This is a genomic window from Pseudomonas lalucatii (assembly GCF_018398425.1).
Taxonomy (GTDB): Bacteria; Pseudomonadota; Gammaproteobacteria; order Pseudomonadales; family Pseudomonadaceae; genus Aquipseudomonas; species Aquipseudomonas lalucatii.
This window is the reverse complement of sequence record NZ_JADPMV010000001.1, coordinates 1,835,605-1,856,085: the sequence shown is the minus strand read 5'-3', so window position 1 is coordinate 1,856,085 and position 20,481 is coordinate 1,835,605. Positions and strand designations below refer to the sequence as shown.

The 20,481-nt window shown below is 68.1% G+C and carries 20 protein-coding genes; 12 read left to right on the top strand and 8 right to left on the bottom strand.

Going from position 1 to position 20,481, the window contains the following annotated elements:
- Window positions 1-2: 2 nt before the first annotated feature.
- Window positions 3-320: a Rieske (2Fe-2S) protein gene (locus I0D00_RS08470; protein WP_213639282.1), complete on the bottom strand. Its 318-nt coding sequence runs from the start codon at window positions 318-320 to the stop codon at window positions 3-5.
- Between the two features lie 212 nt (window positions 321-532).
- Here I0D00_RS08470 and I0D00_RS08465 point away from each other — a divergent pair, with 212 nt between their 5' ends.
- The 7 genes from I0D00_RS08465 to I0D00_RS08435 all read left to right on the top strand — a co-directional run bounded on the left by I0D00_RS08465 (window position 533) and on the right by I0D00_RS08435 (window position 8,767).
- Window positions 533-1,516 (top strand): FecCD family ABC transporter permease, encoded by a 984-nt coding sequence (locus I0D00_RS08465; RefSeq protein ID WP_213640254.1) that lies wholly within the window; start codon window positions 533-535, stop codon window positions 1,514-1,516.
- Complete coding sequence (locus I0D00_RS08460; protein WP_213639281.1) at window positions 1,516-2,283, top strand: heme ABC transporter ATP-binding protein; 768 nt, start codon at window positions 1,516-1,518, stop codon at window positions 2,281-2,283. The genes I0D00_RS08465 and I0D00_RS08460 overlap by 1 nt, the downstream gene beginning before the upstream one ends.
- A 10-nt stretch (window positions 2,284-2,293) precedes the next feature.
- Window positions 2,294-3,163 (top strand): ChaN family lipoprotein, encoded by an 870-nt coding sequence (locus tag I0D00_RS08455; protein ID WP_213639280.1) that lies wholly within the window; start codon window positions 2,294-2,296, stop codon window positions 3,161-3,163.
- Window positions 3,164-3,272: 109 nt separating this feature from the next.
- Window positions 3,273-3,473, top strand: coding sequence for a hypothetical protein (locus I0D00_RS08450; protein ID WP_213639279.1), 201 nt, complete (start codon window positions 3,273-3,275; stop codon window positions 3,471-3,473).
- Between the two features lie 13 nt (window positions 3,474-3,486).
- Window positions 3,487-6,255 (top strand): sensor histidine kinase, encoded by a 2,769-nt coding sequence (locus I0D00_RS08445; RefSeq protein WP_213639278.1) that lies wholly within the window; start codon window positions 3,487-3,489, stop codon window positions 6,253-6,255.
- Window positions 6,252-6,623, top strand: a complete 372-nt coding sequence (locus tag I0D00_RS08440; RefSeq protein WP_213639277.1) for a response regulator transcription factor — start codon at window positions 6,252-6,254, stop codon at window positions 6,621-6,623. The genes I0D00_RS08445 and I0D00_RS08440 overlap by 4 nt, the downstream gene beginning before the upstream one ends.
- A 2-nt stretch (window positions 6,624-6,625) precedes the next feature.
- Window positions 6,626-8,767 carry a 3'-5' exonuclease gene (locus I0D00_RS08435; protein ID WP_213639276.1) on the top strand — a complete coding sequence of 714 codons (2,142 nt, stop codon included), beginning with the start codon at window positions 6,626-6,628 and terminating at the stop codon, window positions 8,765-8,767.
- Window positions 8,768-8,996: 229 nt separating this feature from the next.
- Here I0D00_RS08435 and I0D00_RS08430 read toward each other — a convergent pair whose 3' ends face one another.
- The 5 genes from I0D00_RS08430 to I0D00_RS08410 all read right to left on the bottom strand — a co-directional run bounded on the left by I0D00_RS08430 (window position 8,997) and on the right by I0D00_RS08410 (window position 12,953).
- On the bottom strand, window positions 8,997-9,797 hold the full coding sequence (locus I0D00_RS08430) for a Crp/Fnr family transcriptional regulator (RefSeq protein ID WP_213639275.1): 801 nt from the start codon (window positions 9,795-9,797) through the stop codon (window positions 8,997-8,999).
- Between the two features lie 105 nt (window positions 9,798-9,902).
- A complete protein-coding gene (locus I0D00_RS08425; RefSeq protein WP_213639274.1) occupies window positions 9,903-10,175 on the bottom strand; it encodes a TfoX/Sxy family protein in 273 nt (90 codons plus the stop codon).
- A 38-nt stretch (window positions 10,176-10,213) separates the two neighbouring features.
- The gene (locus tag I0D00_RS08420; RefSeq protein WP_213639273.1) at window positions 10,214-10,963 is read right to left on the bottom strand and encodes a class I SAM-dependent methyltransferase; all 750 of its coding nucleotides are present in this window, start codon (window positions 10,961-10,963) and stop codon (window positions 10,214-10,216) included.
- 2 nt (window positions 10,964-10,965) lie between these two features.
- Window positions 10,966-11,310, bottom strand: a complete 345-nt coding sequence (locus I0D00_RS08415) for a pentapeptide repeat-containing protein (RefSeq protein WP_213639272.1) — start codon at window positions 11,308-11,310, stop codon at window positions 10,966-10,968.
- 80 nt (window positions 11,311-11,390) lie between these two features.
- Window positions 11,391-12,953 (bottom strand): bifunctional aminoglycoside phosphotransferase/ATP-binding protein, encoded by a 1,563-nt coding sequence (locus I0D00_RS08410; RefSeq protein ID WP_213639271.1) that lies wholly within the window; start codon window positions 12,951-12,953, stop codon window positions 11,391-11,393.
- Window positions 12,954-13,072: 119 nt separating this feature from the next.
- On the opposite strand from I0D00_RS08410, the gene mrcB reads away from it, so the two are divergent.
- Genes mrcB through I0D00_RS08395 form a run of 3 tightly spaced genes read left to right on the top strand, consistent with a single transcriptional unit; the run spans window position 13,073 to window position 16,443 of the window.
- Window positions 13,073-15,391 (top strand): penicillin-binding protein 1B, encoded by a 2,319-nt coding sequence (gene mrcB, locus I0D00_RS08405; RefSeq protein ID WP_213639270.1) that lies wholly within the window; start codon window positions 13,073-13,075, stop codon window positions 15,389-15,391.
- 15 nt (window positions 15,392-15,406) lie between these two features.
- On the top strand, window positions 15,407-16,114 hold the full coding sequence (locus I0D00_RS08400) for a tetratricopeptide repeat protein (RefSeq protein WP_213639266.1): 708 nt from the start codon (window positions 15,407-15,409) through the stop codon (window positions 16,112-16,114).
- Complete coding sequence (locus tag I0D00_RS08395) at window positions 16,114-16,443, top strand: YqcC family protein (protein ID WP_213639264.1); 330 nt, start codon at window positions 16,114-16,116, stop codon at window positions 16,441-16,443. The genes I0D00_RS08400 and I0D00_RS08395 overlap by 1 nt, the downstream gene beginning before the upstream one ends.
- A gap of 16 nt (window positions 16,444-16,459) precedes the next feature.
- Here the strand turns inward: I0D00_RS08395 and I0D00_RS08390 are convergent, their stop codons facing one another.
- Window positions 16,460-16,894 (bottom strand): DUF4124 domain-containing protein, encoded by a 435-nt coding sequence (locus tag I0D00_RS08390; protein WP_213639263.1) that lies wholly within the window; start codon window positions 16,892-16,894, stop codon window positions 16,460-16,462.
- A 400-nt stretch (window positions 16,895-17,294) separates the two neighbouring features.
- Between I0D00_RS08390 and I0D00_RS08385 the strand changes: the two genes are divergently transcribed.
- On the top strand, window positions 17,295-19,019 hold the full coding sequence (locus tag I0D00_RS08385) for an acetolactate synthase 3 large subunit (RefSeq protein ID WP_213639262.1): 1,725 nt from the start codon (window positions 17,295-17,297) through the stop codon (window positions 19,017-19,019).
- 2 nt (window positions 19,020-19,021) lie between these two features.
- Window positions 19,022-19,513, top strand: coding sequence for an acetolactate synthase small subunit (ilvN, locus tag I0D00_RS08380; RefSeq protein ID WP_213639261.1), 492 nt, complete (start codon window positions 19,022-19,024; stop codon window positions 19,511-19,513).
- A gap of 52 nt (window positions 19,514-19,565) precedes the next feature.
- Here the strand turns inward: ilvN and ilvY are convergent, their stop codons facing one another.
- Entirely contained in the window at window positions 19,566-20,447 is an 882-nt protein-coding gene (gene ilvY / locus I0D00_RS08375) for an HTH-type transcriptional activator IlvY (RefSeq protein ID WP_213639260.1), read from the bottom strand.
- Window positions 20,448-20,481 lie beyond the last annotated feature (34 nt).

Sequence of the window (20,481 nt, the reverse complement as noted above, 5' to 3'; positions counted from 1 at the left end):
GCCTATCGCTGGAGCCAGATGCCCTCGGCGTTTTCCTCGCAGTGCAGTGCTTCGAGCGATTGCCCGGCGCAGGGGCCGGCCACGCATTCGCCCGAGTCGATCAGGAACAGCGCGCCGTGGGTGGCGCACTGGATCAGGCTGGCGCTGGCATCGAGGAACTGGTCCGGCAGCCACTCCAGGGCGATGCCGCGGTGCGGGCAGCGGTTGCGGTAGAGGTACACGCGGCCGTCCTTGCGCACGGCCAGCAGCTTGTCGTCTTCGATCACAAAGCCCCGGCTCTGGCCTTCGGCCAGCTCGTCGGGGGCACATAAACGCTTCATCGGTCACTCCCGGGCAGGCGGCCATTATCCCGCTCTGCGGGGGGCTGCCAAGGGGCGCCGGTCAGTCGCCGGCGGCGGCGAGCCCCGGTCGGGCTGGCGGCTGGGGCCTGGGCCTTTTATCCTGCCTGGCAATTCCCGCGCGCGAAGCCCTCCACCTCATGCCTCCCCTTATCCAGCCGCGTTCACTGTTCACCGCCCTGGGCCTGCTGCTGCTGCTCGCCCTGTGGCTATCCCTGGCCCTGGGTCCGGTCAGCCTGCCGCTGCAGGAGACTCTGCAAGCCGCCTTGCGCCTGGCCGGCCTGCCACTGGGCGGGGCCGAGCTGGAGCGGGCCGAGCTGATCCTCGGCCAGATCCGTCTGCCGCGGGCCCTGCTGGGGCTGGCGGTGGGCGCGGTGCTGGCGCTGACCGGGGTGGCCATGCAGGGGCTGTTCCGCAATCCGCTGGCCGATCCCGGACTGATCGGGGTGTCCGCTGGCGCCGCCCTCGGGGCGGCGATCGCCATCGTCGGCGGGACGGCATTCGGCGGCCTGCCCGCCGCGCTCGAGCCCTACCTGCTCTCGGCCTGCGCCTTCGCCGGCGGCCTGACGGTGACCAGCCTGGTCTATCGCCTGGGCCGGCGCGACGGCCAGACCCACGTGGCGACCATGCTCCTGGCCGGCATCGCCCTGACCGCCCTGGCCGGTGCGGCCATCGGCCTGTTCACCTACCTGGCCGACGACGCCACCCTGCGCAGCCTGACCTTCTGGAACCTGGGCAGCCTCAATGGCGCCAGCTATGCGCGGCTGTGGCCGCTGCTGCTGGTGACCCTCGGCGTGGCGCTGTGGCTGCCGCGCCGGGCGCGGGCGCTGAACGCCCTGCTGCTCGGCGAGTCGGAGGCGCGCCACCTGGGCTTCGAGGTGGAGCGGCTGAAGCGCGAGCTGGTGCTGTGCACCGCCCTGGGGGTCGGCGCGGCGGTGGCGGCGGCCGGGATGATCGGCTTCGTCGGCCTGGTGGTGCCGCATCTGGTGCGCCTGCTCACCGGGCCGGACCACCGCCTGCTGTTGCCGGCCGCGATGCTGGCCGGCGCCGCGCTGCTGCTGCTGGCCGACCTGGCCGCGCGGCTGGTGCTGGCCCCCGCCGAGCTGCCCATCGGCATAGTCACGGCGCTGCTCGGCGCGCCGTTCTTCCTGTTTCTGCTGGTGCGGGGGCGGGCCTGATGCTGCAGGCGCTTAACCTGAGCGTTCGCCGTGGCCATGCCACGGTGCTGGCGGATATCGAGCTGCAGCTGCGCCCGGGCGAAGTGCTCGGCGTGCTGGGCCCCAACGGCGCCGGCAAGAGCACCCTGCTCGGCGCGTTGTGCGGCGAGCTGGCGCCGGCCCAGGGCCAGGTGCTGCTGGACGCACGCCCGCTCGGCGCCTGGTCCGGGCCGGAGCGGGCGCGGCGCCTGGCGGTGCTGCCGCAGAGCTCGACGTTGAACTTCGCCTTCAGCGTCGAGGCGGTGGTCGCCATGGGTCGTCTGCCCCATGCCAGCGGCCGGGCGCGCGATGCGGAAATCGTCGCGGCGGCGCTGCAGGCCGCGGACGCCGCGCACCTGAGCGGGCGCAGCTACCTGGCCTTGTCCGGCGGCGAGCGCCAGCGCGTGCACCTGGCGCGGGTGCTGGCCCAGCTCTGGCCGGGAGGCGAGGGCCAGGTGCTGCTGCTGGACGAGCCGACCTCGATGCTCGATCCGTTGCATCAGCACACCAGCCTGCAGGCCGTGCGCGCCTGCGCCGAGCGGGGCGCCGCGGTGCTGGTGATCCTGCACGACCTCAACCTGGCGGCGCGCTTCTGCGACCGCCTGCTGCTGCTCGCGGGTGGCCGCCCCCATGCCCTGGGCACGGTGGAGCAGGTGCTGCGCGCCGAGCCGCTGCAGGCCGTGTTCGGCCTGGAGGTACTGGTGCAGCGCCATCCCGAGCGCGGCCATCCGTTGATAGTCGCCCGTTGAGGAAACCGCCATGCGCCTGCTTCTGCCGTTTCTGCTGATGTTGCTGAGCGCCTGCCAGGCCCTGCCGCCCTTGCCGGCGTGGCAGGGCCTGGAGGGGCGCAGCCATGCCGACCTCGGCGTCATCCGCGACCTGCGCAGCGGCGAGCGCCTCGCGCCCGAGGCGCTGGTGGAGCGCCTGGCCGATGCCGAGCGGCTGCTGGTCGGCGAGCGTCACGACAATCCCGATCACCATGCCCTGCAGCTGTGGCTGCTGCGGGCCCTGGCGACTCGCCGGGAACAGGGCGCGTTGCTGCTGGAAATGCTCGAGCCCACGCAGCAGGCCCGGGTGGATGCCGCCCGGACCGCCGCTCGCCTGCCCGCCGACCTGCCGGCGGCCCTGGCCTGGCAGCCCGGCTGGGACTGGACGCTGTACGGCCCGATCCTGCGTCATGCCCTGGCCCAGCCCTATCCGCTGCGGGCGGCCAACCTCGCTCGAGACGAGTTGCTGGCCATCTATCGCCGGCCACCGGCCTTGCCGGCCGGCGCGGCGAGCGCGCCGGCGGTGCGCGAGCGGTTGCTGGCGCAGCTCCGCGAGGCCCACTGCGGCAAGCTGCCGGACAGCCAGCTGCCGGCCATGCTCGCCGTGCAGCAGCAGCGCGACCGGCGCATGGCCGAGGCGCTGCTGGCTGCGCCGGCGCCGAGCCTGCTGCTGGCCGGGGCCTACCACGTGCGCCGCGACCTGGGCGTGCCGCTGCACCTGGCCGACCTGGGCGCCGGCGCCGCTACGCGAGTGCTGCTGCTGGCGGAGGTGGGCAGCGCGGTGGCGGCCGACCAGGCGGACTTCGTCTGGTACACCCCGGCCGTGCCGGAACAGGACCACTGCGCGGCCATCGACGGCTGAGCCAGGGGCGCCGCAGGGGCTGGCCGCGCGGGCCTATCCGAGTTGCGCGCGGGTTCGCCCGGCATCGCCTGCCGAATAGGCCACACTTAGGCGCAGGAGGTGCGCGCTTATGGCCGATCGCTCGCTGCGCGGGCAGCGCCTGGTGGCGGTGTTTCTGCTGGGCTGGCTGCTGTTCAGCTATCCCCTGCTGGCCCTGTTCGACAGCGATGCCCGGTGGCTGGGCATCCCGCTGCTGTATGCCTACCTGTTCCTGGCCTGGGCCGCGCTGATCGGGCTGCTGGCGCTGGTCGTCGAAGGCCCGAGTCGATGAGGACTAGCCGAGCATGCCGCACGGCGCCCTGATCCTGCTGGCCGCCGGCGCCTATCTGGCGCTGCTCTTCGCCATCGCCTACTGGGGCGACAAGCGCGCCGAAACCGGCCGCTCGATCATCGCCAATCCCTACATCTACGCCCTGTCCATGGCGGTCTACGCCACCTCCTGGACCTTCTACGGCAGCGTCGGCCGGGCCGCGGCCAGTGGCGTCGGCTTCCTGCCGATCTACCTCGGACCGACCCTGATGGCGGCGCTGTTCTGGCTGGTGCTGCGCAAGATGATCCGCATCAGCAAGGCCAACCGCATCACCTCGATCGCCGACTTCATTGCCGCCCGCTATGGCAAGAGCGCGCTGCTCGGCGGCCTGGTGACGCTGATCGCGGTGATCGGCGTGATCCCCTATATCGCCCTGCAACTCAAGGCGGTGTCCACCAGCTTCCTGATCTTCTGGCAGTACCCGGCCGTGCGCATGCCGGACGCCACCCTGACGCTCGGCCCGTTGCAGGACACCGCGCTCTATGTGGCGCTGTTGCTGGCGGCCTTCACCATCCTCTTCGGCACCCGCCACCTGGATGCCACCGAGCGCCACGAGGGCATGGTCGCCGCCATCGCCTTCGAGTCGCTGGTCAAGCTGCTGGCCTTCCTGGCCGTCGGCCTGTTCGTCACCTTCGGCCTCTACCAGGGCTTCGCCGACCTGTTCGCCCAGGCGGCGCGGCTGCCGGACATCGACCGCCTGCTGACCCTGGGCGGGCCCGCCGGCACCTACGGCTCCTGGGCGGCGCTGATCTTCCTGTCGATGCTGTCGATCCTGTTGCTGCCACGGCAGTTCCAGGTCGGCGTGGTGGAGAACGTCAACGAGGACCACCTGGCCAAGGCGGCCTGGCTGTTTCCGCTGTACCTGCTGGCGATCAACCTGTTCGTCCTGCCGATCGCCTTCGCCGGGCTGATGCAGTTCCCCGCCGGTGCGGTGGACGCCGACACCTTCGTCCTCACCCTGCCCATGGCCCGGGGGCAGGCGGCGCTGGCCCTGCTGGTGTTCATCGGCGGCCTGTCGGCGGCCACCGGCATGGTCATAGTCGAGACCATCGCCCTGTCGACCATGATCTGCAACGACCTGGCGATGCCGCTGCTGCTGCGCTGGCAGGGCCTGGGCCTGGCGCGCCGGCGCGACCTGTCGGGGCTGCTGCTGGGCATACGCCGCGGTGCCATCCTGCTGCTGATGCTGCTCGGCTACCTGTACTACCGGGCGGCCGGCGAGGCCTATGCCCTGGTGTCGATCGGCCTGGTGTCCTTCGCCGCGGTGGCGCAGTTCGCCCCGGCGCTGCTCGGCGGCATGTACTGGAAGCAGGGCAGCCGAGCCGGCGCCCTGAGCGGCCTGGCGCTGGGCTTCGTGCTCTGGGCCTACACCCTGCTGTTGCCGGCGTTCGCCAAGTCCGGCTGGCTGCCGCTGAGCTTCATCGAGCAGGGGCCGCTGGCCATCGCCTGGCTCAAGCCGCTGGCGCTGTTCGGCCTGGAGGGGCTGGACGAGATCGGCCACTCGCTGTTCTGGAGCCTGACGGCCAACCTCGGCGCCTATGTCGGGGTATCGCTGCTGCGCCGCCAGAGCAGCGGCGAACACGCCCAGGCGCTGCTGTTCGTCGATGTCTTCAAGGTCGCCGGGCAGGGGGCGAGCCTGTGGCGCGGCAGCGCCTCGGTAAGCGAGGTGGTCGCCCTGGTCGGCCGCTTTCTCGGTCCGCAGCGGGCCGCCGAGGCCTTCGCCGCCCATGCGCGGCGCCGCGGGCTGGCCTCGAGCGATGCGCTGGAGGCGGATGCCGAGCTGGTGCACTTCGCCGAGCAGCAGCTGGCCGGCGCCATCGGCACCGCCTCGGCGCGGGTGATGCTGGCCTCGGTGGTGCAGGAGGAGCCCCTGGGCATGGACGAGGTGCTGGGCATCCTCGACGAGGCCTCCCAGGTGCTGGCCTACAGTCGCCGCCTGGAGCAGCAGTCGCGCGAGCTGGAGGCCGCCACCGCCGAGCTGCGCGCGGCCAATGCACGGCTGCGCGAGCTCGACCGGCTGAAGGACGACTTCATCTCCACCGTCACCCACGAGCTGCGCACGCCGCTGACCTCGATCCGCGCCTTCTCCGAGATCCTCAACGACAATCCGCAGCTGGAAACCGAGCAGCGCGCGCGCTTCATCGCCATCATCGTCAAGGAGAGCGAGCGCCTGACGCGGATGATCAACCAGGTGCTGGACCTGGCCAAGCTGGAGTCCGGGCGGGCCGAATGGCAGGCGACCGCGGTCGACCTCGGGGCGGTGATCGAGGATGCCGTGGCCACCACCAGCCAGCTGCTCGGCGACCGGCGGATCGAGCTGGGCCTGGAGTTGCCGCCACGGGTGACGCCGGTGCTGGCCGACCGCGACCGTCTGCTGCAGGTGCTGCTCAACCTGATCTCCAACGCGGTGAAGTTCTGCGACCGCGATCATGGCCGCATCGACATCGCCCTGTGCGAGCAGGACGAGGCGTTGCGGGTGGCGGTGCGCGACAACGGCGCCGGCATCGACCCGGCCGACCAGGAGGCGATCTTCGAGAAGTTTCGCCAGGCCGGCGACAGCCTCACGGAGAAGCCCCAGGGCACCGGCCTGGGCCTGCCGATCAGCCGACAGATCATCGAGCACTTCGGCGGACGCCTGTGGGTGGACAGTGCGCGCGGGCAGGGTGCGTGCTTTTCCTTTACGCTTCCCTTAGGCGGCGCCGAGGCGCCGGCCCCTGGCCGCAAGACGGAGGACCGGGCATGAGTCATACCGTGTTGATCGCCGACGACGAGCCGAACATCGTCATCTCCCTGGAGTTCCTCCTGCAGCAGGCGGGCTATGAGGTGCGGCTGGCCCACGACGGCCAGCAGGCCTGGGAGTCGATCCAGCAGCAGCCCCCCGACCTGGTGCTGCTCGACGTGATGCTGCCGCACCTGAGCGGTTTCGACCTGTGCCAGAAGATCCGCGAGAACCCGGCGTGGGCGCGGCTGCGCATCGTCATGCTGACCGCCAAGGGCCGCGAGGTGGAGATCAGCAAGGGCCTGGCGCTGGGCGCCGATGCCTATATCACCAAGCCGTTCTCGACCCAGGACCTGCTGGGCCAGGTGCGTGCGCTGCTCGGGGACGACTAGGCATGGGCCCGCGGCGCAGGTTCGTCGCCTGGCTGGCGGCCCTCGCGGTACTGCTGGCGGCCTTGCTCGGCCTGGCCGGGGCAGCGCTGTGGGTCGACCTGGACGCGAGCGAGCGCGCCGCGCTGCGGGCTTTGCTCGAGGGCCGGGGCGCGTTGCTGGTGGTGCTCGGCGCCCTGTTGCTGGTGCCCTTCGCCGTCCTCCTGCGGCTCGCCCTGGCGGCCTATCCGGAGGCGGCGGTGCGCCTGGCCGAGGAGGTCGACATCATCCACCGGGTCAATCCCGGGCACCGCGCCAGTCCCCAGGGCGCCCGGCCGATGCGCCGGCTGGCGCGGGCGCTGAACGCCTTTGCCGAGAGTCATGACGCCCAGCGGCAGGAGGTCAGGCGGCGCATCGAGGAGGCCAATGCCGACCTGGAGCAGGAGAAGAATCGCCTGGTGGCGTTGATGTCGGAGCTGGCCCAGAGCGTGCTGGTGTGCAACCGTGAGGGCCGTATCCTGCTCTACAACAGCCGTGCCAGCCTGCTCCTGGAGCCCGCCGGGGGGCAGGCGAACGGCGCCCCGGTCGGCCTGGGCCGATCGATCTTCGCCATTCTCGACCAGCGCCTGATCGTGCATGCCCTGGAACGCGTGCGCCGGCGCCTGGAGCAACGCAGCCCGCGGCCGGTGGCCACCTTCGTCACGGCCCGCGGTGCGCACCTGCTGCGCGCCCAGATGGTGCCGTTGCAGGATGGCGAGGGCGAGCTGATCGGCTTCGTGCTGATTCTCGAGGACACCACCCGGGCGATGGAGCTCAACAGCCGCCGCGACGCCCTGCTGCTGCAGCTCACCGAGGGCAGCCGCGGTGCCCTGGCCAATATCCGCGCCGCCGCCGAAACCGTGCAGCAGTATCCGCAGATGGAGGCCGAGCAGCGCCAGCGTTTCGGCGCGGTGATCCTCGACGAGGCGCAACGGCTGTCCCAGCAGCTGGAGCAGGCGCTGGCCCGGCACGCCGACGTGTTGCGGCCGCAGTGGCCGCTGGAGGACATGCTGGCCAGCGACCTGCTGCTGGCGCTGCAGCGCAATTTCGCCGCCGCCCTGAATGTCACCGCGCACTATGCGGGCGATGGTCCGCCGCTCTGGCTGAGCCTGGACAGCTACTCCCTGGTGCAGGCCATGACCCAGTTGACAGGGGCGCTGGCCGGCGCCTGCGGGATCAGCGAGGTCGAACTCGAGCTGGCCGGCGAGGATGGCTTCGCCCGACTGGGCCTGCGCTGGCAGGGACCGCCGGTGGAGCCCGAGCTGCTGCATGAGTGGGAGGCGCGGCCGTTCAGCCTGGGCGGCGATGATCCCGGTGCCACGACCCTGCGCGAGGTGCTGGAGCGCCACGGCGGCGAACTCTGGTGCCAGGGCGGCCGCGGCGCCGGCGTCGCTTGCCTGTACCTGCAGCTGCCGGTCATCGAACCCGAGCCGCTGGACGCTCCGGCTGCCCCCGCCCATGGCCGCCCGGTGTACTACGACTTCGACCTGTTCAGCCAGCCGGGGCAGACCCCGGAACTGGACGAGCGGCCCTTGGCCGAACTGGCCTACACCGTGTTCGACACCGAAACCACCGGCCTGGCGCCTTCGGAGGGCGACGAGATCATTTCGATCGGTGCGGTGCGCATCGTCAACGGCCACCTGCTCAAGCAGGAGTGTTTCGAGCAGCTGATCGACCCGCACCGCTCGATTCCCCGGGAGTCCCAGCAGGTGCACGGTCTGACCCCGGAGCTGCTGGCCGGCCAGCCAGGCATCGCCCAGGTGCTGCCGCTGTTCCAGCGTTTCGCCGAGGACACCGTGCTGGTGGCGCACAACGCGGCGTTCGATATGCGCTTCCTGCAGCTCAAGGAGGCGCAGACCGGCATCCGCTTCATCCAGCCGGTCCTCGACACCCTGCTGCTGTCGGCCCTGGCCCACCCCGGCCACACGGCCGACGAACACCGCCTCGAGCAGATCGCCGCGCGCCTGGGGGTGCAGGTGGTCGGCCGGCATACGGCCCTGGGAGATGCCATGGTCACAGGCGAGGTGTTCCTGCGTCTGATTCCGCTGCTCGCCGAGCGCGGCATCCACACCCTCAGGCAGGCCCGCGAGGCCTCGCAGCAGACCTTCTACGCCAAGCTGGCGTATTAGTGCCGCCAGGGGCGGGGGAAATGACAGGCAAAAAAAAGACCCGGCATGCGCCGGGTCAATAACCGTGATTAGCCTGATGAGGAGATAATCTGAAGAGTCCGACTGCAGGTCCCTTTAGCTTATCGGCTGATCTCGCGATCAGTTGATTGAATAATAACAATTCTCATTTCGATGTCAACGCCTCGGGGCAAATAATTTCTCGCCCCCGCGCTTCGGGCTGGCGCGCCGCTTAGACCGCCTCGGCCGGCAGGCGCAGTTGGGTCACTTCCTTGTTCAGCAAGTCGATGCGCCGCGCCATGCTCTCGATCAGGCTGTGGGCGATCCGTGGATTGCTCTGCATCAGGCTGAGGAACTGTTCCTTGGGGATCACCATCACGGTGCAGGGCTCGGTGGCCAGCACGGTGGCGCTGCGCCGCTCGCGGGTGAACACCGCCATGGCGCCGAAGATCTCGTCCTTCTGCACGTCGCCGACCTTGTGGCCGTCGACGAAGGCCTCGGCGTGGCCTTCGATGATGATGAACACATGGTCGGCGGCGTCGCCCTGGTGGATCAGCTCCTCGCCGGCGGCGAAGTGCTGGAAGCCGGTGGAGGGACGAATCTCCGGTTGCTTGAGGCGCGCCAGGGCATCGGAGAGCAGCGCCGTGTGGCCGATCAGGTACTGGATGAACAGTTCCTGGCGCTGCTCGCTGGCATAGATGTGCTGGAACACCGCGCTGCGCGAGTAGGGCATCAGGCTCAGGGGCTCTTCGCTGCGGTAGCGGCAACTGGGCAGGTCGATGCCCTGACGCAGGCCCACCAGATCGCCCTCCTGCAGATAGAACAGCGGGCGCTCGTCGACCAGCGCGTGCAGCAGGCCGTCCTCGATGATGAACAGCCGATTGCTCGGCAGCTCCGGCGCCAGATCCTCCACCTGCTCCAGCAGCAGGGCGGGGCCCGCAGGCTGCAGCCCGTCCAGCAGCTGAGCGGGGATGCTTTGCAGTCGGCTGATCAGCTGGTCGGCGTACGCCGGTTGCTCCCCGAGTAAGTACATGAGCGTGATTCCTTGAACTGGCTTGGCTGGCTAGAGGCACGAATGGCCCTGAAACAATAGGGGGCGGCAGGCATTTGGTAAATCCTCGTCGGCGCAGCTTGTGAGCTAGCTCTTGTTGTGCGCGGCGTACGCCTCGACCTGGCCGTTCAGCTCGGCCTTGTGGGCGGGGGGCAGCTCGTTCCAGTACACGTCCAGCAGGGCGCCCTCTATGGCGTAGAGCAGCACCTTGGAGGCGCGAAAGCCCCTCGCCCGAACGGCCCGGTAGGCGCTCACCGCCCCCAGGCGGCGCAGGTCGTTGGCGCTGTGGATGCCGGCGGCGTGCAGCCATTGCACCGAGGTCTTGCCCAGGTTCTTCAGGTGTTGCAGTTCGTCGTTCATCGAGTCTCCTTGCGTTGCGCGGGCGAAACGAAGTGCGCTCAGCCTGCGATGCCTGCCAGAAAGTGTAGTGGCCAGCGCACCGGACGTGGCCGCTCGACATCGCCCCAGGCCCGCTGCAAGGCCGGCGTCAGCTCGGCGACCGGGTCGCGGCCGTGCTGTCGCTCCCAGAGCTGGACCGCCGACCAGGTGCGCAGGTAGCCGGTCAGCTGGGCGAAGTGCCAGGAGGCCTCGAGGGCCATCTCGGGCACCGCGATCCGGGCTAGGGGCAGCTGGATATCCCGGTAGCCGGCATCGACGCTGGCACGCCCATCCAGCCAGTAGCCGGCCAGGGTATTGCGGTAGAGGTCTTCGATCAGGGCGTCCAGTCCGCCGTCGATCTGCATCAGGCCATAGCACCAGGCGCAGAACAGGCCGCGAGGCTTGAGCAGGCGCTCGATTTCGGCGAAGAACGCCGGGTTGGCGAACCAGTGCAGCGCCTGGGCGACCACTATCAGGTCGAGACTGGCCGTCGGCAGGGGCAGCGCCGGTGCGTCGGCGACGAAGACCTGGACGCCGCCCCAGTCGCTGCCGGCGCGCAGCTGTTCGATGCTGGCGTCGCAGGCCAGCACCTGGGCGAAATGGCGGCGCAATGGCTGGCTGGCCTGGCCGTTGCCGCAGGCAATATCCAGGGCCCTCTGGCGTTGCGGACTGTGGCGCGCCAGCCAGTCGAACAGGGCTGCCGGGTACTGCGGACGATAGCTGGCGTAGGCCTGGGCGCCGGCCGCGAACAGGGCGCTTGCTTCATTCATGTTCAGCGGGTCCGGTAGCGCAGGCGGGTGCCGAAGTTGACCGACATCAGCAGTTCGTCGGCCGAGAGGTCCGCCGGGAAGTAGGTCCCGGAGATCTGCGCATGGGCCAGGCTGGCACCCTCCAGGCGGGAATGGCGCAGGTCGAGGCCGCGCAGGTCGGTGCCGCGGAAGTAGGCGTCGGTGAAATTGATGCCCTGGGCGTCCAGGGCGCGCAGGTCGAGACCACGAAAATCGCCGCCGCTCAGGTCGACTTCGACGTCCATGGGCCGCTGGGCGTTGAAGCCGCTGATGTTTTCCTCGCGCAGCAGGCGGTAGAGCGGGCTATCGAGTTGGCGCGGCTGGCTCATGGCGGGCTTTCCCTAGGGTGGTTTCCCGCCAGTATAGAAGTCGCGGCGCGATCTGCTCGTCGCGACCGGCCGCGCCGCTGTCACAGTCCGGGCAGGCGTTGGCGGATCTGCTTCACCAGGCCGTCCAGGCTGGCGCCGTCGTGGGTGTCGACCCGCTTGCTGTTGGCCTGTTCGTCGTCGTCGAGCGGTTCGCGACTGGCCTGTTGCGCCTGGATCACCTCCAGGGTCGCGTCGGACGGATCGACGCCGGCGGCCTGGCGCTGGGCGAGCCAGCCGGCGATCACCTCCTGCGGGGCCTGGCAGTCGAGGATCAGGAAGGGCGCCCCGGTGGCCTCGGCGATCTGCCAGGCTGCCCGGCGTTGCTCCCGTTTCAGGTAGGTGGCGTCGATCACCACCGGGAAGCCCGCATGCAGGGCGGCATCGGCCAGGCGGTGCAGGCGCTGGTAGGTGGCGCTGCTGGCATCCTGGCTGTAGATGCCGGCGCTCAGCTGGCCCTGATCGGCGACCGGCTGCTCGCCGAACAGGCGCTTGCGCTCGACGTCCGAGCGCAGGCGCACGGCGCCCAGGGCCTCGACCAGGCGCATGGCCACGTGGCTCTTGCCGACCGCGGAAACCCCGTGGGTGATGGCCAGGAAGCGCGAGGGGATGGCGCTGTAGCTTTCCGCCAGGGCGGCATAGCGGCGGTACTGGCGCAGGATCACCGCGCGCTGCACGGCATCCTGCTCCTGGCCGAGGCGGAACAGCGCGACCTTGCCGCGGACCATGGCGCGATAGGCCTTGTAGAAGTTGAGCAACTCCAGCGCGGCGTAGTCGCCGGTGTGCTCCAGCCAGGCGCTGACGAAGCGCCGGGCCAGGCACTTGAGGCCGCGATCTTCCAGGTCCATGGCGAGGAAGGCGGCATCGGAGGCGATGTCGATCAGGCGGAAGGGTTCGTTGAACTCGATGCAGTCGAACAGCGTCACCTGGCCGTCGAGCAGGGTCACGTTGCCCAGGTGGATGTCGCCGTGGCATTCGCGAATGAAGCCCTCGGCCTTGCGCTGGGCCAGCACGGGCTCGAGGCGGGCGTAGCTGGTCTCGGCCCAGGCCTGCAGGGCGTCGAGCTGCTGCAGGTCGGCCCGGTCCGAGAGCAGGGGGCGGACCTGCTCGAAGTTCTGCAGCACCGGTGCCATGATCGCTTGCGGTGTACCGAGTTCGTGTTCCTGAGGGACCTGCGGGGCCTTGAGGTGGAAGGCGGCGATCTGCCGGGCCAGCGCCTCGATATGCTCCTCGCTCAGCTCACCGCGGGCCTGGACCTCGCCGAGCAGCTGGTCCTGGGGGAATTGACGCATCTTCAGGGCGTACTCGATGATCGGGCCGTCGCCGGACAGGCGTGGCGCCTCGACGCTGCCGCTGATCGGCAGGACTTCCAGGTAGAGGCCCTGGGTCAGGCGCTGATTGAGGCGCAGCTCCTCCTGGCAGAAGTGCTCGCGGGCCGCCAGCTCGGTGAAGTCGAGGAAGCCGAAGTTCACCGGCTTCTTGATCTTGTAGGCATAGGGGCCAGTCAGCAGAACCCAGGAGATATGCGTCTCGATGACCTGGAAGCCGTCTACCGCATGGGGGTAGAGGGCCGGGTTCTGCAGGGCGGCGATCAGGGCTTGGCTCACGGGCGATCCTTGGCGTTCTGGCGATAATAGAGGCCGGCATTATGGCCGTTGTGAGGCGCTCTGCAAACCGCCGGGCAGCGCCTGCCGGCGCCCGCGCAAAGTGCGTATAATGCCGCGCCATGACTCGTACCCGATCCCCCCGTTCCCGTTCCAAACGTCGTTCCCGCGGCATGCGCCCCTGGCTCGGCTGGGCTTTCAAGCTTGGCCTGGTCGCTCTGGTGGTGCTGGCGGGCTTCGCCGTCTATCTCGATGCCGTGGTGCAGGAGAAATTCTCCGGCAAGCGCTGGACGGTGCCGGCCAAGGTCTACGCCCGCCCCCTGGAACTGTTCGTCGGGCAGAAGCTGGCGAAGAACGATTTCCTCAAGGAGCTGGACGCCCTCGGCTATCGCCGCGAGAGCGCGGCCAGCGGCCCGGGCGCAGTGGCGGTGGCCGGCAACAGCATCGAGCTGCACACCCGCGGCTTCCAGTTCTACGAGAGCAGCGAGCCGGCGCAGCGCGTGCGCGTGCGCTTCTCCGGCGACTACGTCGCCGGCCTCAACCAGGGCAATGGCGGCAACCTGGCGGTGGCCCGCCTGGAGCCGATGCTGATCGGCGGGCTGTACCCGGCCCATCAGGAAGACCGCGTGCTGATCAAGCTGGAGCAGGTGCCGCCGTATCTGGTGGAGACCCTGGTGGCGGTCGAGGACCGCGAGTTCTTCAATCACTTCGGCGTGTCGCCCAAGGGCATCGCCCGCGCGGTCTGGATCAACGCCACGGCCGGCAAGTTGCGCCAGGGCGGCAGCACCCTGACCCAGCAGCTGGTGAAGAACTTCTACCTGACCAACGAGCGCAGCCTCACGCGCAAGGCCACCGAGGCCATGATGGCGGTGCTGCTGGAACTGCACTACGACAAGAAGGACATTCTCGAGGCCTACCTCAACGAGGTGTTCCTCGGCCAGGACGGCCAGCGCGCGGTGCATGGCTTCGGCCTGGCCAGCCAGTATTTCTTCAGCCAGCCGCTCAACGAGCTGAAGCTCGACCAGGTGGCGCTGCTGGTGGGCATGGTCAAGGGGCCGACCTACTACAACCCGCGGCGCAACCCCGAGCGTGCCCTGGAGCGGCGCAACCTGGTGCTGGACATCCTGCTCGAGCAGGGCGTGGTCACCGCCGAGGTGGCGGCCGCGGCCAAGCAGAAGCCGCTCGGCGTGACCCAGCGCGGCAGCCTGGCCGACAGCTCCTTCCCGGCGTTCCTCGACCTGGTCAAGCGCCAGTTGCGCGAGGACTATCGCGAGGCCGACCTGACCGAAGAGGGGCTGCGCATCTTCACCAGTTTCGACCCCATCCTCCAGCTCAAGGCCGAGGCCGCTCTGGCGGAGTCGTTGAAGCGCCTGTCCGGGCGCAAGGGCGTGGATCAGGTGGAGGCCGGGATGGTGGTGACCAACCCGGAGACCGGCGAGGTGCAGGCGCTGATCGGCAGCCGCCAGCCGCGCTTCGCCGGTTTCAACCGGGCCCTGGATGCGCTGCGGCCGATCGGCTCGCTGATCAAGCCGGCGATCTACCTGACCGCCCTGGAGCGTCCCAGCCAGTTCACCCTGACCAGCCTGCTGGAGGATCAGCCGTTCTCCATCAAGGGGCAGGACGGTCAGGTCTGGCGCCCGCAGAACTACGATCGCAAGGCCCATGGCACCATCTACCTGTATCAGGGGCTGGCCAACTCCTACAACCTGTCCACCGCCAAGCTGGGCCTGGAGTTGGGCGTGCCCAATGTGCTCAAGACCCTCGAGCGCCTCGGCGTGGAGCGCAAGTGGCCGGCCTATCCGTCGATGCTGCTGGGCGCCGGGGCGTTGACGCCGATGGAGGTGGCGGACATGTACCAGACCCTGGCCAACGGCGGCTTCAATACGCCGTTGCGCGGCATTCGCAGTGTGCTGACCGCCGAAGGCGAGCCGCTCAAGCGCTATCCCTACCAGATCCAGCAGCGCTTCGACGCCGGCGCCATCTACCTGCTGCAGAACGCCATGCAGCGCACCATGCGCGAAGGCACCGGCCGTTCGGTGTACAACCAATTGCCCGGCTCCCTGAACCTGGCCGGCAAGACCGGCACCAGCAACGACTCGCGCGACAGCTGGTTCGCCGGTTTCAGCCAGGACCTGCTCGCCGTGGTCTGGCTCGGCCGCGATGACAACGGCCCGACCCCGCTGACCGGGGCCAGCGGCGCCTTGCAGGTCTGGACCGACTTCATGCGCAAGGCCGATCCGCTGCCGCTGGACATGCCGTTGCCGGACAACGTGCAGCAGGCTTGGGTCGATGCCGGTACCGGGCAAGGCTCCGATCCGAGCTGCCCGAACGCCGTGCAGATGCCGTATATTCGAGGGAGTGAGCCGCTACCCGGCCCGGCCTGTGGCATTCAGGCCCCGGTCGATTCGGTGATGGACTGGGTACGCGGTTGGTTGGATTAAGTGAGAGGATGTGACGTGACTAAGTGGTGGATTCCTGCGCTAACCGCCTCGGTGATGCTGGGCGGCTGCGCCAGCGTGCCGCGCGGCTCGATTCCTGTGGTCGACTCCAGCGGTTCGGTCTACGAGCAGCAGGAGGCGGGTGGTGGCAGCTATGGCCAGCCGGCCATCCAGCCTCAGCCCCAGGCCGTTCCGCAGGATTCCGGGGTGGTGGTGATGGTGCCCCAGGGCGCCGGTAGTTCGGCGCCCATCCAGACCTTCCCGGCGCCCAGCGCACCGATTGGCGGCGTCACCGACAGCGCCCCGCTGAGCATCGGCGAGCCGTTGGGCGGTTACAGCCCGCCGGCGCCCTCGATGCCGAGCGGGATTCCCAGCAACGGCGGCCTGGCCGCCGACGAACAGCTGGACGGTCCGGTGCTGGCGCTGCTGACGGCTGCCCAGCAGCAGCAGGGCAGTGGCGACCTGAACGGCGCGGCCTCCAGTCTGGAGCGGGCCCAGCGTATCGCCCCGCGCGAGCCGCAGGTGCTCTACCGCCTGGCCGAGGTGCGGCTGGCCCAGGGCGATGCGGCGCAGGCCGAACAGTTCGCCCGTCGCGGCTTGAGCTACGCCAGTGGGCGTCCGGCCTTGCAGGCCAGCCTGTGGAACCTGATCGCCCAGGCGCGCGAGCGGCAGGGCGACCCCGCCGGTGCCGCCCAGGCGCGCGAACGCGCGCGGGTCAATCTCTGATGGAGGCGCGGGTATCCGCCATCGCCGAGCAGTTGTTGCTGATCGAGCGTGAGTTGCGCGTCCAGGGCTGGTGGAGCGAGCAGCCGCCCAGCGCGCAGGCGCTGGCCAGCCAGCAGCCGTTTTGCGTCGACAGCATGGCGTTCGAGCAGTGGTTGCAGTGGATATTCCTGCCGCGCATGAAGCAGATGCTCGAGGCCGGGGCACAGTTGCCCAGCGTTTCCGGTATTCGGCCGATGGCCGAGCAGGTCTACAGTGATCGGGCGGCCCAGGCCGGCGAGCTGATTTGCCTGCTCGGCGAATTCGACCGGCTGATCGGCGGCGCGGACTGAGGCCGCGCCCGGTGTTTCACTTGCAATTGTCGGCAATCGACTTCTGTGCCGCGCCGATACGCTCCTGACGTTCCTCCTCGCTGAGACGCCGTACCTCGCCATCGACTTCGATGCGCACGCGCGGGTTGTTCTGCAGCTGGGCCAGGTTGGTGCGTATGCTCTCGCAATACTGCTTGCGCTCGGCCTCCTTGGCCGCGACCTCGCGCTTCACCTTCTCGTCGATGGCGGCCTGTTCAGGGTCGGCGATGCTCTGGAAGGTCGGTGCGGCTTGCGCCTCGGCCGGCTTGGGCGGCGGTGCGGCGGTGTTGATGGTGGTGGCCTGTGCGCCTTGCGGAGGCTGCGCACCGAAATGGGTGACGCCCTGGGCGTCGACCCACCTGTACACCTGGCTGGCCATGGCGGTTGCGCTCAGGGCGAGCAGCAAGCTGCTGGTGAGGATAGTGCGGCGCATGCTGTTTCCTTTTAAGGGCGGCGGAAGCTGGGGCTTACTATAACCAAATCGACCGATTCTTCATCCTGCGCTGCGTCACAGCAGAAGATTGCGAAATCCGTTACGGACCGCTTGACTTGCCCCCGCCTAATCCGAACAATCCAACGTTCGCTGTAGTGGAGTCCGCCGCAAGTGTCCTCCAGCTCAGCAACAAGAGGCGCTACCCGTGCCGAACCGTGTTACCCGCAACGCGTTACCTCGCGCTGGGAGGGTCAGTCCCGCAAGACCATGGGCTGTTCCGTTACTCGTCATGCCGATGTTCAGAGTTCACGACCACAGTCGTGCAAGTCCGCTGACCAGTAATACCTACTAAGAGTCACTCGTTGTCGGGTGACATTCTGGCGTTCAAGAGGTGAACAACGTGGAGCTTTTATCCGGCGCTGAAATGGTCGTCCGCTTTTTGCGTGACGAAGGCGTGAAGAACATCTACGGGTACCCAGGCGGTGCCCTGCTGCATATCTACGATGCCCTGTTCAAGGAACCGGAAGTCAATCACATCCTGGTTCGCCACGAACAAGCGGCAACCCATATGGCTGACGGCTACGCCCGCGCTACCGGCAAGGCCGGCGTGGTGCTGGTGACGTCCGGTCCGGGCGCGACCAACGCCATCACCGGTATCGCCACCGCCTATATGGACTCCATTCCGATGGTGGTGCTGTCCGGTCAGGTGCCGAGCAACATGGTCGGTACCGATGCCTTCCAGGAAACCGACATGATCGGTATCTCCCGGCCGATCGTGAAGCACAGCTTCATGATCAAGCATGCCGCCGAAATCCCGGAAGTCATGAAGAAGGCCTTCTACCTGGCCCAGTCCGGCCGTCCCGGTCCGGTGGTCGTGGACATTCCCAAGGACATGACCAATCCGGCCGAGAAGTTCGAGTACGTCTATCCGAAGAAGGCCAAGCTGCGCTCCTACAGTCCGGCCGTTCGCGGCCATTCTGGGCAGATTCGCAAGGCCGCGGAACTGCTGCTCAGCGCCAAGCGGCCGGTGGTCTACTCCGGTGGTGGGGTGATCATGGGCGGCGCCGCGGCGCCGCTGACCGAATTGGCGCAGATGCTCAACCTGCCGGTGACCAACACCCTGATGGGGTTGGGGGGCTACCCAGGCGGCGACCGCCAGTTCCTCGGCATGCTCGGCATGCATGGCAGCTACACGGCCAACTTGGCTATGCACCACGCAGATGTGATCCTCGCCGTCGGTGCGCGTTTCGACGACCGGGTGATCAACGGTGCCGGCAAGTTCTGCCCGAGCGCCAAGATCATCCATATCGACATCGACCCGGCCTCGATCTCCAAGACCATCAAGGCCGACATCCCGATCGTCGGGCCGGTGGACAGCGTGCTGACCGAGATGGTCGCGATCCTCAAGGAGATCGGCGAGAGCCCGAGCAAGGCGGCGCTGTCCAGCTGGTGGAAGCAGATCGACGAGTGGCGCGGCAGCCGCGGCATGTTCCCCTACGACAAGGGCGATGGCAGCATCATCAAGCCGCAGACCGTGATCGAGACCCTCTGCGAGGTGACCCAGGGCGACGCCTTCGTCACCTCCGACGTCGGCCAGCACCAGATGTTCGCCGCCCAGTACTACCGCTTCAACAAGCCTAACCGCTGGATCAACTCCGGCGGCCTCGGCACCATGGGCTTCGGCTTGCCGGCGGCGATGGGCGTCAAGCTGAGCTTCCCGGATGACCATGTGGCCTGCGTGACCGGCGAAGGCAGCATCCAGATGAACATCCAGGAGCTGTCGACCTGCCTGCAGTACGACCTGCCGGTGAAGATCGTCAACCTGAACAACGGCGCCCTGGGCATGGTGCGCCAGTGGCAGGACATGATGTACAGCAGCCGCCACTCGCACTCCTACATGGAGTCGTTGCCGGACTTCGTCAAGCTGGCCGAGGCCTACGGTCACGTCGGCATGCGTATCACCGAGCTGAAGGACCTCAAGCCGATGATGGAGCAGGCCTTCGCGATGAAGGATCGCCTGGTGTTCCTCGATATCCAGGTCGACACCAGCGAGCACGTCTATCCGATGCAGATCAAGGACGGGGCGATGCGCGATATGTGGCTGAGCAAGACGGAGCGGACCTAACCATGCGACACATTATCTCCCTGCTGCTGGAAAACGAGCCAGGCGCTTTGTCCCGTGTGGTCGGTCTGTTCTCGCAACGCAACTACAACATCGAAAGCCTGACCGTGGCGCCGACCGAAGATCCGACCCTGTCGCGTCTGACCCTGACGACCGTCGGCCACGATGAGGTGATCGAGCAGATCACCAAGAACCTCAACAAGCTGATCGAGGTGGTCAAGCTGGTGGACCTGTCGGAAAGCGCCCATATCGAGCGCGAGCTGATGCTGGTCAAGGTCAAGGCCACCGGCGCCCAGCGCGCCGAGGTCAAGCGCACCACCGACATCTTCCGTGGGCAGATCGTCGACGTGAATACCAGCGTCTACACCATTCAACTGGCTGGCACGAGCGACAAGCTGGACAGCTTCATTCAGGCCGTCGGCACCGCGTCGATCCTGGAAACCGTACGCAGCGGCGTCACCGGCATCGCCCGGGGCGACAAGGTGCTGAGTATCTGACTGCCATGCTGAAGAAAGCCCCGACCAGTGCGGGGCTTTTTTTCGCCGCAGATTATTGCTGGCGATTCCAGAAGGCCGCGATCAGCGGGTCCTTGAGGCGCTTCTGCAGCGCGAACAGGCCGATATCGTAGGCGGTCAACGGCGGCTGAATGTCGTAGATGCGAATGCGTGCGGTCAGCGGACTGTTGTCGAGCACGATCTGCGGCGCCACGCCTATGCCGAACCCCAGGCTCACCATGCTCACGATAGCTTCGTTGCCACTCACCTGGGCGTAGATGCGCGGTTTGATGTTGTGGCTTTTCAGCCACCGGTCGGTCCGGGTTCTGGCCAGGCCTTCTTCCGATAGGATCATCGGCACATCTTTCCAGCTTTCCGCGTCGGGGTGGATCAGCTGGTCTTCGGTCAGGAGCTGTGGCGACTGCGGGCCGATGAAGCGCAGCTCGGAGCGAGTGATCGACTGAAAATCGATGCCGGCGGGTAAGTGGTCGGGGCGGGCGCCGATGGCAAGATCTTCCAGTCCTTGCTGCACGCGTTCGACGGCTCTTGCCGGGTCGCCGGTGTGCAGCTTCATTTCGATGCGCGGGTAGTCCTGTCGAAAGCTGCTGAGGATGTCGTAGAGGAAGCTGTAGCTGGCCGTGACGGAGCAGTACAGGGAGAGTTCGCCGTGCAGAACCAGCTGGTCCTGCCGGAACGCCTGGCGAATGGCCTGCCAGCCATTCATGACCTCGCTGGCGTACTCGCGGAACTGCTGCCCCTCGCGGGTCAGGCGGACCGAGCGATTGTCGCGCAGGAACAGCTGTGCGCCGAGTTCATCTTCCAGCTGCTTGATGCAGCGACTGAGTGCGGAGGGGCTGACGTGCTGCTCGCGGCTGGTTTTGCCGAAGTGCAGGTTGTCTGCCAGGGCAAGAAAAAGCTTGAGGGCGTGGCTGTCCATTGTTGTTTCGTATTTCGGCATGTTGTGTTGCAAA

Bases quoted from the DNA above. Each gene is read 5' to 3' on its own strand.
- I0D00_RS08415 (WP_213639272.1), bottom strand. From the start codon at position 11,310: ATGAGCCAGCCGCGCCAACTCGATAGCCCGCTCTACCGCCTGCTGCGC.
- I0D00_RS08390 (WP_213639263.1), bottom strand. From the start codon at position 16,894: ATGCGCCGCACTATCCTCACCAGCAGCTTGCTGCTCGCCCTGAGCGCA.
- I0D00_RS08435 (WP_213639276.1), top strand. From the start codon at position 6,626: ATGGGCCCGCGGCGCAGGTTCGTCGCCTGGCTGGCGGCCCTCGCGGTA.
- I0D00_RS08395 (WP_213639264.1), top strand. From the start codon at position 16,114: ATGGAGGCGCGGGTATCCGCCATCGCCGAGCAGTTGTTGCTGATCGAG.
- I0D00_RS08420 (WP_213639273.1), bottom strand. From the start codon at position 10,963: ATGAATGAAGCAAGCGCCCTGTTCGCGGCCGGCGCCCAGGCCTACGCC.
- mrcB (WP_213639270.1), top strand. From the start codon at position 13,073: ATGACTCGTACCCGATCCCCCCGTTCCCGTTCCAAACGTCGTTCCCGC.
- I0D00_RS08430 (WP_213639275.1), bottom strand. From the start codon at position 9,797: ATGTACTTACTCGGGGAGCAACCGGCGTACGCCGACCAGCTGATCAGC.
- I0D00_RS08440 (WP_213639277.1), top strand. From the start codon at position 6,252: ATGAGTCATACCGTGTTGATCGCCGACGACGAGCCGAACATCGTCATC.
- I0D00_RS08445 (WP_213639278.1), top strand. From the start codon at position 3,487: ATGCCGCACGGCGCCCTGATCCTGCTGGCCGCCGGCGCCTATCTGGCG.
- I0D00_RS08470 (WP_213639282.1), bottom strand. From the start codon at position 320: ATGAAGCGTTTATGTGCCCCCGACGAGCTGGCCGAAGGCCAGAGCCGG.
- I0D00_RS08450 (WP_213639279.1), top strand. From the start codon at position 3,273: ATGGCCGATCGCTCGCTGCGCGGGCAGCGCCTGGTGGCGGTGTTTCTG.
- I0D00_RS08460 (WP_213639281.1), top strand. From the start codon at position 1,516: ATGCTGCAGGCGCTTAACCTGAGCGTTCGCCGTGGCCATGCCACGGTG.
- I0D00_RS08425 (WP_213639274.1), bottom strand. From the start codon at position 10,175: ATGAACGACGAACTGCAACACCTGAAGAACCTGGGCAAGACCTCGGTG.
- I0D00_RS08455 (WP_213639280.1), top strand. From the start codon at position 2,294: ATGCGCCTGCTTCTGCCGTTTCTGCTGATGTTGCTGAGCGCCTGCCAG.
- ilvN (WP_213639261.1), top strand. From the start codon at position 19,022: ATGCGACACATTATCTCCCTGCTGCTGGAAAACGAGCCAGGCGCTTTG.
- ilvY (WP_213639260.1), bottom strand. From the start codon at position 20,447: ATGGACAGCCACGCCCTCAAGCTTTTTCTTGCCCTGGCAGACAACCTG.